Raw genomic sequence first — 14,612 nt, forward strand, 5'->3', positions numbered from 1 at the left:
GCGTCCGGCGGGGGCGCCCGCAGCCCCCGTGCGTGGGGGAGTGACCGGATCACTGCCCCGTTCGCCAGGCCGGAACACCCCGCGGGACGATCCGCCCGGCCTCGCCCCGGCCCAGCTCACAGCGTGGACCGCAGCCACTGCTCCACGCTCGCGATGTGCACGGTCGCCCAGGAGCGGGCCGCCTCGGCGTCCCGGTCGCGCAGCGCCGCCAGGATCGCCCGGTGCTCGCGCAGGGTGCGGCCGACCGCGTCCTCCTGGGTGAGGCCCCGCCAGATCCGGGCCCGCGTCGTCGGGCCCGACAGCCCGTCGAGCAGCGAGCACAGCACCGAGTTGCCGGCGCCGCGCACGATGCCGCGATGGAACCGAAGGTCGGCGGCGACCAGTTCCTCCACCGACGGGTCCTCACCGAGGGCGTCCAACTGGGCGGTCAGCGCGTCCAGTTCGTCCTCGCCGATCCGCACGGCTGCCATCGCCGTCGCGGCCGGCTCCAGGATGCGGCGCACCGCGAGGAACTCCAGCACGGTGTCGTCGCGGTGGAAGTCCACGACGAAGCTCAGCGCCTCCAGCAGCAACTGCGGGTCGAGGCTGGTGACATAGGTGCCGTCGCCCTGCCGCACGTCCAGGATCCGGATCAGCGACAGCGCCCGTACGGCCTCCCGCAGCGAGTTGCGCGACAGCCCCAGCTCGGCGGCGAGTTCGCTCTCCTTGGGCAGCCGGTCGCCGGGCCGCAGCGCACCGGAGACGATCATGCCCTTGATCTTCTCGATCGCCTCGTCGGTGACTGCCATGACCGGCCTCCCAGTGGCTCAGACATCGGATGTCCGAGCACATTATGCGGGCCGCGCGGAAGGGCGATTCCCTGCCCGCGCCCTCCCGCTCCGGGCAGGAGAGAGGGGCGGCTCCATCGGCGGGAGCCGCCCCTCTCGTCGGTCCGGACCCGGTGCGGCGGGGTCCGGCGTCTCGGTGGCGGCCGGTCCCGGTCGGGGAGGGCGGACCGGCCGCCGCCGAGGCCTACTTCTTGTCGAGCAGGTCCTGGACCTTTGCCCTGACCTCGTCCGTGGCCAGGCCGCGGATGGTCAGCGTCGTCCTGCGGCGCAGCACGTCGTCCGGCGTCTCGGCCCACTCGTGGTCGCGGGCCCACACGACCTGCGCCCAGATCTCCGGCGCGTCGGGGTGCACCCGCTCGGCCAGTTCGGGGTTCTCGTTCGCCAGGCGGGCGATGTCGAAGGCCAGCGAGCCGTAGTGGGTGGCCAGGTGCCTGGCGGTGTCGGCGGCCATGCGCGGCCCGGGCGCCGGGCGGTCGGTGAGCAGCCGGTGGGCGACCGCGCGCGGGTTGGCGATGCCGGGCAGCGGCAGCTTCTTCGGCAGCGAGGAGATCGGCTCGAAGTCGTCGCCGAGCGGCTGACCGGGCAGCGACTCCAGCTTCTTCATGATCGTACGGCCGATGTGCCGGAACGTGGTCCACTTGCCGCCGGCGACGGACAGCATGCCGCCCTTGCCCTCGGTCACCACGGTCTCCCGCTTGGCCTTCGCGGTGTCGCCGGGACCGCCCGGCAGCACCCGCAGACCGGCGAACGCGTACGTGATCAGGTCCCGCTGGAGCTGCTGGTCGCGGACGGAGAACGCGGCCTCGTCCAGGATCTGCGCTATGTCCTTGTCGGTGACGGACACGTCTGCCGGGTCGCCCTCGTACTCCTCGTCGGTGGTGCCGAGCAGCAGCATGTCCTCCCAGGGGAGGGCGAAGGTGATGCGGTACTTGTCGATGGGCGTCGCGAGCGCGGCCTTCCACGGGGAGGTCCGCTTCAGCACCAGATGGGCGCCCTTGGACAGGCGGATGGACGGCGCCGCGTTCGGGTACTCCATCTTCCGCAGGTGGTCGACCCAGGGGCCGGTCGCGTTCAGCACCAGACGGGCGTCGACGCCGAACTCGTCGCCGGACAGGCGGTCCTTCAGCTCGGCGCCGGTGACCCGGCCCCGCGTGAAGCGCAGGCCGGTGACCTCGGCGTGGTTCAGCACGACCGCGCCCGCCTCGACGGCCGCGCGGACCGTCATCAGCGCCATGCGCGCGTCGTTCATCTGGTCGTCGCCGTACACGGCCACGGCCTTGAGGTTCTCGGTGCGCAGCTCGGGCACGTCCTGCGCCGCCTTGGCGGGGGAGAGCAGGTGGCCCACGCCGTCGCCGAACGCGGAGAGCGCGGAGTAGGCGAAGACGCCCGCGCCGAGCTTCGCCGCGCCGTGCGGCCCGCCCTTGTACACCGGAAGGTAGAAGGTGAGGGGGTTCGCCAGGTGGGGGGCCACCTGGCGGGAGACCGCACGGCGCTCGAAGTGGTTCTCCGCCACCAGCTTCACCGCGCCGGTCTGCAGATAGCGCAGACCGCCGTGGAGCAGCTTGGAGGAGGCGGAGGAGGTGGCGCCGGCGAAGTCGCCGGCGTCGACCAGAGCCACCCTCAGGCCGGACTGCGCGGCGTGCCAGGCGGTGGAGATGCCCAGGATGCCGCCGCCGATCACCAGAAGGTCGTACGACGCCTTGGAGAGCTGCTCCCTGGTCTCGGCCCGGCTCGGGTTGGAGCCGGAGGCCGGGTGCGTCCCCAGGGCAGGCACGGAACTCAGGGTGGACTGACTGGTCATGTCGGGTACTTACTCCTCGTCAGAGCTGTCTCGCGGGCAGCTCAGCTCTCGTCCTCGATCCAGCCCATGGTCCGCTCGACGGCCTTGAGCCAGTTCTTGTACTCACGGTCGCGGGTCTCCGCGTCCATGCGGGGGGTCCATTCGGCGGCCCGGCGCCAGTTGGCGCGCAGTTCGTCGGTGCTGGACCAGAAGCCGACGGCGAGGCCGGCGGCGTAGGCGGCGCCGAGGCAGGTGGTCTCGGCGACCATCGGGCGCACCACGGGCGCGTCCAGGACGTCGGCGAGCGTCTGCATCAGCAGGTTGTTGGCGGTCATGCCGCCGTCGACCTTGAGGGCCACCAGCTCGTCGCCGGAGTCCTTCACCATCGCGTCGGCGATCTCCCGGGTCTGCCAGGCGGTGGCCTCCAGGACGGCGCGCGCCAGGTGGGCCTTGGTGACGTACCGGGTCAGGCCGGCGATCACACCGCGGGCGTCGGAGCGCCAGTGCGGGGCGAACAGGCCGGAGAACGCCGGGACGAAGTAGGCGCCGCCGTTGTCCTCGACCGAGAGCGCGAGCGTCTCGATCTCGGCGGCGGTGGAGATCAGGCCCATCTGGTCGCGCATCCACTGCACCAGGGAGCCCGTGACGGCGATCGAGCCCTCCAGGGCGTAGACCGTCGGCTGATCGCCGATCTTGTAGCCGACGGTGGTCAGCAGACCGGCGTAGGAGTTGATGATCTTGTCACCGGTGTTCATCACCATGAAGGTGCCGGTGCCGTAGGTGGACTTGGTCTCGCCCTCGGAGAAGCAGGTCTGGCCGAACAGGGCCGCCTGCTGGTCGCCGAGCGCGGAGGCGACCGGGATGCCGCCGAGCAGGTCGCCGAGCTTGCCGCCGGTGACCTCGCCGTAGACCTCGGCGGAGGAGCGGATCTCGGGCAGGATCTGCATCGGCACGCCGATGGACTCGCAGATCTTCTCGTCCCACTGCGTGGTGTGCAGGTTCATGAGAAGGGTGCGGGAGGCGTTGGTGACGTCGGTGACGTGCTTGCCGCCGTTGACACCGCCGGTCAGGTTCCAGATGACCCAGGTGTCCATGGTGCCGAAGAGGATGTCCCCCGCTTCGGCGCGCTCCTTGAGGCCGTCGACGTTGTCGAGCAGCCAGCGGGCCTTGGGCCCGGCGAAGTACGAGGCCAGCGGCAGGCCGGTCTCGCGGCGGAAGCGGTCCTGGCCGACGTTGCGGCCCAGCTCCTTGCAGAGCGCGTCGGTGCGGGTGTCCTGCCAGACGATGGCGTTGTGGACGGGCTCACCGGTGTTCTTGTCCCACAGCACGGTGGTCTCGCGCTGGTTGGTGATGCCGATGGCCTTGATGTCGTCACGGGTGATGCCGGCCTTCGCGACGGCACCGGCGACGACTTCCTGGACGTTGGTCCAGATCTCGTTCGCGTTGTGCTCGACCCAGCCCGGCTTCGGGAAGATCTGCTCGTGCTCCTTCTGGTCGACGGAGACGATACGGCCGTCCCGGTCGAAGACGATGCAGCGCGAGGAGGTGGTGCCCTGGTCGATCGCGGCGATGAAGGGGCCTGCGGTGTGGGCGTCGGTCACTGTGTGCTCCTGAAAGATCCGTAGTGAAGAGGCATGTCGTACGGCGCGAGCTTCGCGGTCGGGCTCAGGCGAACGCGACGTTGTATATGCCTGCCGCGATGGCGCCGCCGATCAGCGGACCGACGACCGGGATCCAGGCGTACGACCAGTCGGACCCCCCCTTGTTGGGCAGGGGCAGCAGGGCGTGCACGATGCGCGGGCCCAGGTCGCGGGCCGGGTTGATCGCGTAGCCCGTCGGGCCGCCCAGCGAGAGGCCGATCGAGACCACCACGAACGCGGTGATCAGACCGCCCAGGATGCCGAGGCCGTTGCCCTTGTCGTTCAGGCCCTGCGTGAGGACCGCGAGGATCAGCACGGTCGTGCCGATGATCTCGGTGGCCAGGTTCTGCGCCGCGTTCCGGATCTCCGGACCGGTGGAGAAGATGCCGAGGACCGGCCCCGCGCCCTTCTCCTGGGCCTCGACCGCCTTGGCCGTGGTGGCCTGCGCGCCGGGACCGCCGACGATCTCCTTGTCGGTGAGGTGGGCGTGGAACTGGCCGTAGTAGGCGACCCACACCAGGGCCGCGCCGATCATCGCGCCGAGCAGCTGGCCGGCGAGATAGACCGGGACGTTGCTCCAGTCGTTGTTCTTGATCGCCAGGGCGACGGTGACGGCGGGGTTGAGATGTGCGCCGGAGAGCGGTCCTGAGATGTAGACGGCCGTCATGACGGCGAAGCCCCACCCGAAGGCGATGGCGAGCCAGCCGGCGTTACGGGCCTTGGAGGCCTTCAGCGTGACGGCCGCGCAGACGCCGCCGCCGAGCAGGATGAGTATGGCGGTACCGATGGTCTCGCCGATGAAGATGTCGGAGCTGGACACCCGCGACTCCTTTGTCCTTCGTCCAGGGGTAGCCGAACCCCGGGTCCCTCCGGTGGTTCTGGCGCCCTCGGGGGGTGAGAGCGATGCCGGCCCTTGGCGTTGTCACACTCTAGCGCTTATTGCCGTTAGGTGTTCGACAATGCCGACCGATGGACGGGAGTCTCGCTTCGGCCTCACGCAGGAGTCAAGGGTTCTGTTATCGAAAACAGGATCGTTATTGATCGTCGGCGGTTATCACTCTTCGCCCCTTGACATGGCATTTAGCCCATTTTGTCCACATCAGGGTAGGGCGAGAACCGGAACGCCGCCCGGCGTTCCGGTCGTACCGCAGCAGGTCCCGGGCCCTCCGGGGACCGCTCAGAACCGGCCCGCGCCGAGGTCCCTGGAGACTGCGCGGGCGCAGTCGCGCACGGCCGCGATCAGCTCGGGGCGCAGCTGCCCGTCCCGGCACAGCCGTTCCACCGCGCCCGTGATGCCCACCGCGCCCACCGGCATGCGGCGCCGGTCGTGGATGGGGGCCGCGACGGACGCCACGCCCTCCCAGGTCTCCTCGATGTCGGCGGCGTAGCCCCGGGCGCGCGTGAGGTCCAGCAGGTGCTCGAACTCCTCGGGGTCGCACACCGTGCGGTCCGTGAACGGCTTGCGGTCCGACTCCAGCGCCTCGCTGTGCGCCACCGGGTCGTAGGCCGAGAGCACCTTGCCCAGTGCCGTGGAGTGCAGCGGCTGCATCGCGCCGATCTCCAGCACCTGCCGGCTGTCGTCCGGCCGGAAGACGTGGTGCACGATCAGCACGCCCTGCTGGTGCACCACCCCCAGGTAGACGCTCTCCCCGCTGGAGCGGGCCAGGTCGTCCGTCCACACCAGCGCCCGCGCCCGCAGCTCGTGCACGTCCAGGTACGTGGTGCCCAGGCGCAGCAGCTCCGCGCCCAGCTGGTAGCGCCCGGAGGCGTCGTCCTGCTCCACGAACCCCTCCTGCTGGAGGGTGCGCAGGATGCCGTGGGCGGTCCCCTTGGCGAGGCCCAGCGAGGAGGCGATGTCCGACAGACCGAGCCGCCGCTCGCCGCCCGCGAGCAGCCGCAGCATCGCGGCCGCCCGTTCGAGCGACTGGATGTTCCGTGCCATCGCCGTCCTGCCTCCGTCCCCTTCGACTGCCGTACCGGCGCTTCGGTTTCACGCCGTTCGGCAATGTCGAACACTACCGGTCCATGCCGACCTCCCGCTAATGGTCGGTCGGCACCTGTTACATCACCCGTGACCCGGCCGTGGCGCCAGGGTCACCCGCGTCCGCGTCGTGGACGCCGCTGCCCATCCAAGCCGACTCCCGGTTACGCTGACGCCGTGCGGCATCCCCGCCCGCCAGGAAACGTGCCCGGGGGCGCCGCATAGCCGACAGCCGTCGCATCTAGGGAGCCCCTTCATGGCCTCGTCGCCACCGTCCCCTTCCGCCGACAGCCGGACCCGTGCGTCCGCGCTCCGAGAGGCGCTCGCCACCCGCGTGGTGGTCGCCGACGGAGCCATGGGCACCATGCTCCAGGCGCAGGAACCCACCCTCGAGGACTTCCAGCAGCTCGAGGGCTGCAACGAGATCCTCAACCTCACCCGCCCCGACATCGTCCGCTCCGTCCACGAGGCGTACTTCGCCGTGGGCGTCGACTGCGTCGAGACCAACACCTTCGGGGCCAACCACTCCGCCCTCGGCGAGTACGACATCTCCGAGCGCGTCCACGAGCTGTCCGAGGCCGGCGCCCGGGTCGCCCGCGAGGTCGCCGACGAGTTCACCGAACGGGACGGCCGCCAGCGCTGGGTGCTGGGCTCCATGGGCCCCGGCACCAAGCTGCCCACCCTCGGCCACGCCCCCTACACCACCCTGCGCGACGCCTACCAGCGCAACGCCGAGGGCCTGGTCACCGGCGGCGCCGACGCCCTGCTCGTCGAGACCACCCAGGACCTGCTGCAGACCAAGGCCGCCGTCCTCGGCGCCCGCCGCGCCCTCGACGCCCTCGGTCTCGACCTCCCGGTGATCGTCTCCGTGACCGTGGAGACCACCGGCACCATGCTCCTCGGCTCCGAGATCGGCGCCGCGCTCACCGCGCTGGAACCGCTCGGCATCGACATGATCGGCCTGAACTGCGCCACCGGCCCGGCCGAGATGAGCGAGCACCTGCGCTACCTCGCGCGCAACGCCCGCATCCCGCTGTCCTGCATGCCCAACGCGGGCCTGCCCGTCCTCGGCAAGGACGGCGCCCACTACCCGCTGACCGCGCCCGAGCTGGCCGACGCCCAGGAGACCTTCGTCCGCGAGTACGGCCTGTCCCTCGTCGGCGGCTGCTGCGGCACGACGCCCGAGCACCTGCGCCAGGTCGTCGAGCGCGTCCAGGGCCTCACCCCGCCCGAGCGCCACCCGCGGCCCGAACCGGGCGCCGCCTCCCTCTACCAGAGCGTCCCCTTCCGCCAGGACACCTCCTACCTGGCCATCGGCGAGCGCACCAACGCCAACGGCTCCAAGAAGTTCCGCGAGGCCATGCTTCAGGGCCGCTGGGACGACTGCGTGGAGATGGCGCGCGAGCAGATCCGCGAGGGCGCGCACATGCTCGACCTGTGCGTGGACTACGTCGGCCGCGACGGCGTCGCCGACATGGAGGAACTCGCCGGCCGCTTCGCCACCGCCTCCACCCTGCCGATCGTGCTGGACTCCACCGAGGTCGACGTCATCCGGGCGGGCCTGGAGAAGCTCGGCGGCCGCGCGGTGATCAACTCGGTGAACTACGAGGACGGCGACGGCCCCGACTCCCGCTTCGCCAGGGTCACGGCCCTGGCCAAGGAGCACGGCGCCGCCCTGATCGCGCTCACCATCGACGAGGAGGGCCAGGCCCGCACCCCCGAGAAGAAGGTCGAGATCGCCGAGCGGCTCATCGCCGACCTCACCGGGAACTGGGGCATCCGCGAGGAGGACATCCTCATCGACACCCTGACCTTCACCATCTGCACCGGTCAGGAGGAGTCCCGCAAGGACGGACTCGCCACCATCGAGGCGATCCGCGAGCTGAAGAAGCGCCACCCGGCCGTCCAGACCACCCTCGGCCTGTCCAACATCTCCTTCGGCCTCAACCCGGCCGCCCGCATCCTGCTGAACTCCGTCTTCCTCGACGAGTGCGTCAAGGCCGGCCTGGACTCGGCGATCGTGCACGCCTCCAAGATCCTGCCGATCGCCCGGTTCAGCGAGGAGGAGGTCACCACCGCCCTCGACCTCATCTACGACCGCCGCCGCGAGGGCTACGACCCCCTGCAGAAGCTGATGCAGCTCTTCGAGGGCGCCACCGCCAAGTCCCTGAAGGCGGGCAAGGCCGAGGAACTGGCCGCCCTCCCGCTCGAGGAGCGCCTCAAGCGGCGCATCATCGACGGCGAGCGCAACGGCCTGGAGCAGGACCTGGACGAGGCCCTGAAGGACCGCCCGGCCCTGGACATCGTCAACGACACCCTGCTGGACGGCATGAAGGTCGTCGGCGACCTGTTCGGCTCCGGCCAGATGCAGCTGCCGTTCGTCCTGCAGTCCGCCGAGGTCATGAAGGCCGCCGTCGCCTACCTCGAACCGCACATGGAGAAGTCCGACGCCGAGGGCAAGGGCACCATCGTGCTGGCCACCGTGCGCGGCGACGTCCACGACATCGGCAAGAACCTCGTCGACATCATCCTGTCCAACAACGGCTACAACGTGGTCAACCTGGGCATCAAGCAGCCGGTCTCCGCCATCCTGGAGGCCGCCGAGGAGCACCGGGCCGACGTGATCGGCATGTCCGGCCTGCTGGTGAAGTCCACGGTGATCATGAAGGAGAACCTGGAGGAGCTCAACCAGCGCGGCCTCGCCGCCCGCTTCCCGGTGATCCTCGGCGGCGCCGCCCTCACCCGCGCCTACGTCGAGCAGGACCTGCACGAGATCTACGAGGGCGAGGTCCGCTACGCCCGCGACGCCTTCGAGGGCCTGCGCCTGATGGACGCCCTCATCGGCGTCAAGCGCGGCGTGCCCGGCGCCAAGCTGCCCGAGCTGCGCCCGCGCCGGGTACGGGCCACCCCCGCCGTCGAGACCGAGGAACGCCCCGAGGAGGGGCACGTCCGCTCCGACGTCGCCACCGACAACCCCGTGCCCACCCCGCCGTTCTGGGGCACCCGGATCGTCAAGGGCATCCAGCTCAAGGAGTACGCGAGCTGGCTCGACGAAGGCGCCCTGTTCAAGGGCCAGTGGGGGCTGAAGCAGGCCCGCACCGGCGAGGGGCCGTCGTACGAGGAACTGGTGGAGACCGAGGGCCGCCCCCGGCTGCGCGGCCTCCTCGACCGGCTCCAGACGGAGAACCTGCTGGAAGCAGCGGTCGTCTACGGCTACTTCCCCTGCGTCTCCAAGGACGACGACCTGATCATCCTGGACGAGCAGGGCAACGAGCGCACCCGGTTCACCTTCCCGCGCCAGCGACGCGGCCGCCGGCTGTGCCTGGCCGACTTCTTCCGCCCGGAGGAGTCCGGCGAGACCGACGTCGTCGGCCTCCAGGTCGTCACCATCGGCTCCCGCATCGGCGAGGAGACCGCGAAGCTCTTCGCGGCCAACTCCTACCGCGACTACCTCGAACTGCACGGCCTGTCCGTGCAGCTGGCCGAGGCGCTCGCCGAGTACTGGCACGCACGCGTCCGCGCCGAACTCGGCTTCGCCGGTGAGGACCCGGCCGACATCGAGGACATGTTCGCGCTGAAGTACCGGGGCGCCCGCTTCTCCCTCGGCTACGGCGCCTGCCCCGACCTGGAGGACCGCGCCAAGATCGCGGAACTGCTGGGCCCGGAGCGGATCGGCGTCCACCTGTCCGAGGAGTTCCAGCTGCATCCCGAACAGTCCACGGACGCCATCGTCATCCATCACCCGGAGGCGAAGTACTTCAACGCCAGGTGAGTGCGGGGGCATGACGACGGCCCCCTGGCCTGCGCAGAGGGTGATTTTCGGCATACCCCCGTGCGCGAGTGGCAAACGAGGCGTTTCCGTCGCCGGCGTCGTACACTGGTCGGTCCACTGCTGGCCGGTTCCCTGTCCGGGAACCGGCCTGCTCGTCCCTCAAGGAGGTGCGCCGGATGACCAGCACGGTTCCCGCGCTCGGAACCCGTACGGCCGAAGGCTCAGCCCTGCAGGCCGTGCTCCTCGACATGGACGGCACCCTGGTGGACACCGAGGGATTCTGGTGGGACGTCGAGGTCGAGGTCTTCGCCTCCCTCGGCCACACCCTGGACGACTCCTGGCGGCACGTCGTGGTCGGCGGCCCCATGACCCGCAGCGCCGGCTTCCTCATCGAGGCCACCGGCGCCGACATCACCCTCGCCGAGCTCACCGTGCTGCTCAACGAGGGCTTCGAGGACCGCATCGACCGCGGGCTGCCGCTGATGCCGGGCGCCGCCCGGCTCCTCGCCGAGCTTCACGAGCACGCCATCCCCACCGCCCTGGTCTCCGCCTCCCACCGCCGCATCATCGACCGTGTGCTGAAGGTGCTGGGCCCGCACCACTTCGCCCTGTCCATCGCCGGCGACGAGGTCTCCCGCACCAAGCCCTTCCCCGACCCCTACCTGCTGGCCGCGGCCGGACTCGGCGCCCGGCCGGACAGATGCGCGGTCGTCGAGGACACCGCGACCGGCGTCGCCGCCGCGGAGGCCGCCGGCTGCCGCGTCGTCGCCGTCCCCTCCATCGCCCCCATCGGCCCCTCCGCAGGACGCACCGTGGTCAGTTCGCTGGAAGAGGTCGACCTGGCATTTCTCCGCGGTCTGATGGCGCAGACGGTCTAGCCGTTCACCCAGCGTGAAAAGGCCATTGGCCAGGGCTCATCGGCCCAGTGGGACACATTTCCGGGGAAGTACCCGCAAGGGGAATTCACAGACGGTCGTCCGGCCTGAATTCCACCGGGTCCCCGCACAGTTGGGAATGTGAGGTTCCCCACCCCGGCGGCCCTCGACAAGCCCGGCCGGGTGTGCTGAACGCCCCCGTTCGGCCCGGAACGGCGGGTCTTTGTGTCCCGATTGATGGAACGCTGCACTAATCATGCCGCTGTCGGGTTTTCGGTGTGTCCGCAACCGGTTTCACTGCGTGATGGGGGGTCAACTCACGTAGCCGTGAGCCCTGCTGCGGGCGCGGACTAATCTCATCGCGAGAACATCACCGCAACCCCCGTGATCCGCGGCACACACCCATGCATGGCGGATACACGGACCCGAACAGCTCTGGAGAAACTCCCGCATGAACCGCAAGACTTTGGTGCTGCCGGCGGTCGCCGGCCTGCTCACCCCGGTTCTCGCCGCGTGCGGCACATCCGACAGCGGGAGCAAGAGCTCGGACGCCATCGTCGTCGGCACCACGGACCAGTTCACGGCCACCAAGGACGCCCCGGCGCCCATCGACCCGGCCTACGCCTACGACGTCGGCACCTGGAACATCCTGCGCCAGACCGTGCAGACCCTGATGGCCCAGCCCAAGGGAGAGGGCGACCCCGTCCCCGACGCCGCCGAGAGCTGCTCCTTCACCGACAGCGGCAGCGAGCGCTACGCCTGCAAGCTGCGCGACGGCCTGAAGTTCGCCAGCGGCGACCCGGTCACCGCACAGGACGTCAAGTACTCCATCGAGCGCGCCCTGCGCATCAAGGCCAGCAGTGGTGTGTCCTCCCTGCTGAACACCATCGACACCATCGAGACCCAGGGCGACCGCGAGGTCATCTTCCACCTGAAGACCGCCGACGCCACGTTCCCGTACAAGCTGTCCACCCCGGTCGCGGGCATCGTCAACCCGAAGGACTACGAGAAGGACAAGCTCCGCGACGGCTTCGAGGTCGACGGCTCCGGCCCCTACACCTTCCACGCCGACGTCAGCGGCAACACCGTCACCACCGCCACCTTCACCAAGAACCCCTACTACAAGGGCGCCGTGAAGGTGAACAACAACAAGGTGGAACTGCGGTCCTTCCCCGACGCCGCGGCCATGGGCGCCGCCATCGACAAGGGCGACATCGACGTCATGACCCGCACCATGTCGCCCGCCCAGATCCAGAAGCTGGACGCCGGCAACGACGACAAGGTCGACCTCGTCGACATGCCGGGCCTGGAGATCCGCTACCTCGCCTTCGACACCAACGCGCCCAGCGTCAAGTCCAAGGCCGTACGCCAGGCCATGGCCCAGCTCATCGACCGCGCGGAACTCGTCTCCAAGGTCTACGGCACCCAGGCCGAGCCGCTGTACTCGCTCGTGCCCGCCACCGTCACGGGCCACTCCAACTCGTTCTTCAACAAGTACGGCAACCCCAGCCTCGCCAAGGCCAGGGACCTGCTGACCAAGGCCGGCATCAGCACCCCGGTCAAGCTGACCCTGCACTACACCACCGACCACTACGGCTCGGCCACCAAGCAGGAGTTCCAGATCCTGCAGAAGCAGCTCAACGACAGCGGCCTGTTCGACGCCTCCATCCAGGGCCACCCCTGGGCCGCCTTCCGCCCCGCCGAGCAGAAGGGCCGCTACGACGTCTACGGCATGGGCTGGTTCCCCGACTTCCCCGACGCCGACAACTTCCTCGCGCCCTTCCTCGACAAGGACAACTTCCTCGGCTCGCCGTACTCCAACACCACCATCCAGCGCACGCTGATCCCGGCGTCCCGACGCGAGGCCGACCGGCTCAACGCCGCCAAGAGCCTGACCGCGATCCAGGACATCGTCGCCGACGACGTCCCGGTCCTGCCGCTGTGGCAGGGCAAGCAGTACGTCGCCGCACGCGACGACATCACGGGCGTCTCCTACGCCCTCAACTCGTCGTCTACGCTCCAGCTGTGGGAGCTCGGCCGCGGTGTGAGCGGCTGACGGCTCTCGTGCGGGGGGCCGGCGACGGCTGCCCGGACTCCCCGGGGCCAGGACGGCGGCCCCGGGGGTGACGAACCGACGACAAGGCACTGCAAGTGAACCAGCGCAACACGTGGCCAGTCCTGCCCGCCGTGGCGGTACTGGCCTCCGGCCTGTTGACCGCCTGCGGCTCTCAGACCGGTGATTCCGGGGGCACCGGCTCCTCCGTGGTGATGGGGATGTCCGACGACGTCCTCGCCACGGACCCCGCCTCCGGCTACGACCCGGGCTCCTGGCTGTTGTTCGACAACGTCTTCCAGTCGCTGCTCAGCTTCCCCAAGGGTGCGACCGAGCCCCAGCCGGAACTGGCGAGCGGGTGCACCTTCACCGACTCCCGGGCCACCGTCTACCGGTGCACGCTCAAGGACGGCCTGAAGTTCAGCAACGGCGACCCGCTCACCTCGAAGGACGTGAAGTTCTCCTTCGACCGCATGCTGAAGATCAACGACCCCTCCGGGCCCGCGATCATGTTCCCGATGCTCGGCAGCGTCGACACCCCGGACGCCAGGACGGTCGTCTTCCACCTGAAGACCTCCGACGCCACCTTCCCCAGCAAGATAGCCTCCGGCGCCGGCTCCATCGTCGACCACCGCCAGTACCCCGCGAACAGCCTGCGCACCGACCACAAGGCCATCGGCTCCGGCCCCTACAAGCTGGACTCCTTCGACAAGGACCAGGCCGTCTTCTCCGTCAACGCCCACTACAAGGGCACCGCCAAGGCCAAGAACTCCGGCGTCACCCTGAAGTTCTTCCACGGCGACCGCGCCGCCCTGAAGAAGGCTCTCCTCGGCGGCGACGTAGACATCGCCTACCGAGGCCTCACCGCCTCCGACATCGCCGGCATCGAGAACCAGAGCGACGACAAGGGCCTCGAGGTCATCGAGGGCACCAGCGCCGAAGTCCAGCACCTGGTCTTCAACATGAAGGACCCCGTCGCCGGAAAGCTCGGCGTCCGCAAGGCCATGGCCTACCTCGTCGACCGCGACGCCCTCATCAAGAACGTCTACCAGGGCACCGCCACCCCGCTGTACTCGATCATCCCCGCGGGTATCACCGGCCACAACACGGCCTTCTTCGACACCTACGGCGCCCGCCCCTCCCGGGCCAAGGCCGCCGCCGCCCTGCGCGCCGCCGGCATCACCGGCAAGGTCAGGCTCACCCTGTGGTCCACGCCGTCGCGTTACGGCCCCGCCACCGACGACGAGCTCAAGGCCATCGCCGGCCAGCTCAACGCCAGCGGCCTGTTCGACGCGGACGTCAAGTCGGTCCCCTTCGACCAGTACGAGAAGGACATCGCGGCCGGCAAGTACGGCGTGTACGTCAAGGGCTGGGTGCCCGACTACCCGGACCCCGACAACTTCACCGCGCCGTTCTTCGGCAAGGGCAACGTGCTGGACAACCACTACGGCAACGCCACCATCAGCGGCACCCTCATCCCGGACACCGCCGCGCAGAGCGACCGCGCCGCCACCGACAAGGACTTCGCGCGGCTGCAGGACATCGTCGCCACCGACCTGCCCGTCCTGCCCGTCTGGCAGGCCAAGCAGTACGCGGTCGTCCACGACGGCGTCTACGGCCTGGAGTACTGCCTGGACGCCTCCACCGTGTTCCGGTTCTGGGAACTCAGCAAGAGCTGACCCCC

General features: G+C 69.8%; 9 protein-coding genes. 4 read left to right on the top strand and 5 right to left on the bottom strand.

Annotation, left to right across the window (positions count from 1 at the left end; all coding sequences use genetic code 11):
- Positions 1-116: 116 nt before the first annotated feature.
- The 5 genes from OG956_RS29315 to OG956_RS29335 all read right to left on the bottom strand — a co-directional run bounded on the left by OG956_RS29315 (position 117) and on the right by OG956_RS29335 (position 6,189).
- Positions 117-788 carry a FadR/GntR family transcriptional regulator gene (locus tag OG956_RS29315; RefSeq protein WP_330341012.1) on the bottom strand — a complete coding sequence of 224 codons (672 nt, stop codon included), beginning with the start codon at positions 786-788 and terminating at the stop codon, positions 117-119.
- Between the two features lie 223 nt (positions 789-1,011).
- Positions 1,012-2,628, bottom strand: coding sequence for a glycerol-3-phosphate dehydrogenase/oxidase (locus tag OG956_RS29320; RefSeq protein ID WP_330341013.1), 1,617 nt, complete (start codon positions 2,626-2,628; stop codon positions 1,012-1,014).
- 41 nt (positions 2,629-2,669) lie between these two features.
- Positions 2,670-4,208, bottom strand: coding sequence for a glycerol kinase GlpK (gene glpK, locus OG956_RS29325; RefSeq protein WP_330341014.1), 1,539 nt, complete (start codon positions 4,206-4,208; stop codon positions 2,670-2,672).
- A gap of 64 nt (positions 4,209-4,272) precedes the next feature.
- On the bottom strand, positions 4,273-5,067 hold the full coding sequence (locus tag OG956_RS29330; protein ID WP_330341015.1) for an MIP/aquaporin family protein: 795 nt from the start codon (positions 5,065-5,067) through the stop codon (positions 4,273-4,275).
- A 357-nt stretch (positions 5,068-5,424) separates the two neighbouring features.
- Complete coding sequence (locus OG956_RS29335; RefSeq protein WP_330341016.1) at positions 5,425-6,189, bottom strand: IclR family transcriptional regulator; 765 nt, start codon at positions 6,187-6,189, stop codon at positions 5,425-5,427.
- A gap of 295 nt (positions 6,190-6,484) precedes the next feature.
- Here OG956_RS29335 and metH point away from each other — a divergent pair, with 295 nt between their 5' ends.
- From metH to OG956_RS29355, 4 genes are all read left to right on the top strand, one after another.
- A complete protein-coding gene (gene metH, locus OG956_RS29340; RefSeq protein ID WP_330341017.1) occupies positions 6,485-10,000 on the top strand; it encodes a methionine synthase in 3,516 nt (1,171 codons plus the stop codon).
- 176 nt (positions 10,001-10,176) lie between these two features.
- Positions 10,177-10,878 (top strand): HAD family hydrolase, encoded by a 702-nt coding sequence (locus OG956_RS29345; RefSeq protein WP_330341018.1) that lies wholly within the window; start codon positions 10,177-10,179, stop codon positions 10,876-10,878.
- A gap of 448 nt (positions 10,879-11,326) precedes the next feature.
- A complete protein-coding gene (locus OG956_RS29350; RefSeq protein WP_330341019.1) occupies positions 11,327-12,931 on the top strand; it encodes an ABC transporter substrate-binding protein in 1,605 nt (534 codons plus the stop codon).
- A 95-nt stretch (positions 12,932-13,026) separates the two neighbouring features.
- Entirely contained in the window at positions 13,027-14,607 is a 1,581-nt protein-coding gene (locus OG956_RS29355; RefSeq protein WP_330341020.1) for an ABC transporter substrate-binding protein, read from the top strand.
- The last annotated feature ends 5 nt before the right edge of the window (positions 14,608-14,612 follow it).

The organism is Streptomyces sp. NBC_00557 (assembly GCF_036345995.1).
Taxonomy (GTDB): domain Bacteria; phylum Actinomycetota; class Actinomycetes; order Streptomycetales; family Streptomycetaceae; genus Streptomyces.